2 protein-coding genes are annotated in these 1,613 nt (G+C 70.1%); both read left to right on the forward strand.

Annotated elements, in window-relative coordinates; all coding sequences use genetic code 11:
• The coding region (locus tag ACX9GQ_RS25005; protein WP_459632312.1) for a hypothetical protein at positions 1 to 417 on the forward strand (417 nt) is incomplete at its 5' end.
• Positions 418 to 420: 3 nt separating this feature from the next.
• The coding region (locus ACX9GQ_RS25010) for an HlyD family secretion protein (RefSeq protein ID WP_459632313.1) at positions 421 to 1,613 on the forward strand (1,193 nt) is incomplete at its 3' end.

The following is a 1,613-nucleotide window of genomic DNA, read 5'->3' on the forward strand; positions in this document are numbered from 1 at the left end:
GCCCCGCATGCGCTGCCGGTGTTCATCGGCGGGCCGGACGGCAGCGACCCGCTGCTGGTCGGCATGGCCGTCTTCCTGCTTCTGGCCGTGTTCTTCGTGGGGGTCGCGTTCCTCTACATCCACACGCTCCCCGAGCGGATGGCGCACAAGTCGCAGAAGCTCCAGTTCGAGATCGTGGCGGTGCTGGGGCTCCTTGCCCTGTTCACGCACATGCACGTCTTCTGGATCGCGGGGCTGCTGCTCGCCCTCGTCGACCTGCCGGACTTCGGCACGCCGCTGGGGCGCATCGCCGGCTCGCTGGAGAAAATGGCCGGCATCGAGCCCGGCAAGGGCAACGCCGAGGCCGAGGCCCTCCTGGACAAGAAGCACGGGGCCGACGACCGCGGCCACGCCGACGCGCACGCGCACGGAGGCTGACCGATGCTCGAACTGCTGCTCTGCTCGCTCGTCACGATCCTTCCCGACTACCTCTACCGGCGCTTCCGGCAGGGGAAGCGCTTCGGCCGGGAGATCACCCTCTTCTCCGTCTGGTACGAGCTGCGCTTCGGCATCGTCGGCTGCGTGATGCTGACGGTGGGCCTGATCACGGTGGTGTTCTACAACCACCCGAAGACGACCAACGTCACGTCGTTCTTCCGCACCGTGCCGATCGTGCCGGAGACGAACGGTCGGGTGGCCGAGATCTTCGTGCGGATCACCGACAGCGTCGCCAAGGGCGCGCCGATCTTCCGGCTGGACAGCTCCAAGCAGGAGGCGGCGGTCGAGACGGCCCGGCGGCAGATCGCCGAGGTCGAGGCGGCGATGACGGTGGCGCGGGCCGACCTCGCGGCGTCCGAAGGCCAGATCGTGCAGGCGCGCTCGGCGCTGCAGCAGGCGATCGACGAGCTGGAGACCAAGCAGGAGCTGAACCGCCGCGGCGCCGACATCGTCGCCCGACGCGAGATCGAGCGGCTGGAGAACGTGGTCGAGGGCCGCCGCGGCGCGGTGGACGCGGCCGTCGCGGGCAAGGAGGCCGTGCAGGCGAAGCTCGCGACGCTGCTTCCGGCGCAGAAGGCGAGCGCCGAGGCGGCGCTGTCGCAGGCGCAAGTCGACCTCGACAAGACGATGATCCGCGCCGGCGTGTCGGGGCGGATCGAGCAGTTCGCCCTGCAGGTGGGCGACATCGTCAACCCGTTCGCCCGGCCTGCCGGCATCCTCATTCCGGAGGGCTCGGGCCGCGGTGCGCTGCAGGCCGGCTTCGGCCAGATCGAGGCGCAGGTGATGCGCGTGGGCATGGTGGCGGAGGCCGTCTGCGTGTCGAAGCCCTTCACCGTCATCCCGATGGTGGTGACGAAGGTGCAGGACTTCATCGCGGCGGGCCAGTTCCGCGGCGGCGAGCAGCTGATCGACGCGGCCAACGTGACGCGGCCGGGCACCATTCTCGTGTCGCTCGAGCCGCTCTACGAGAACGGGCTCGACGGGGTGACGCCGGGCAGCAGCTGCATCGCCAACGCCTACACGAGCAACCACGACCTGCTGCAGCAGAAGGACATCGGCGCGCTGCGCCGCGTCGCGCTGCACGCCGTGGACGCCGTCGGCCTCGTCCACGCCATGCTGCTGCGCATCGAGGCCCT

The sequence above is a fragment of the Alsobacter sp. R-9 genome (assembly GCF_054612375.1).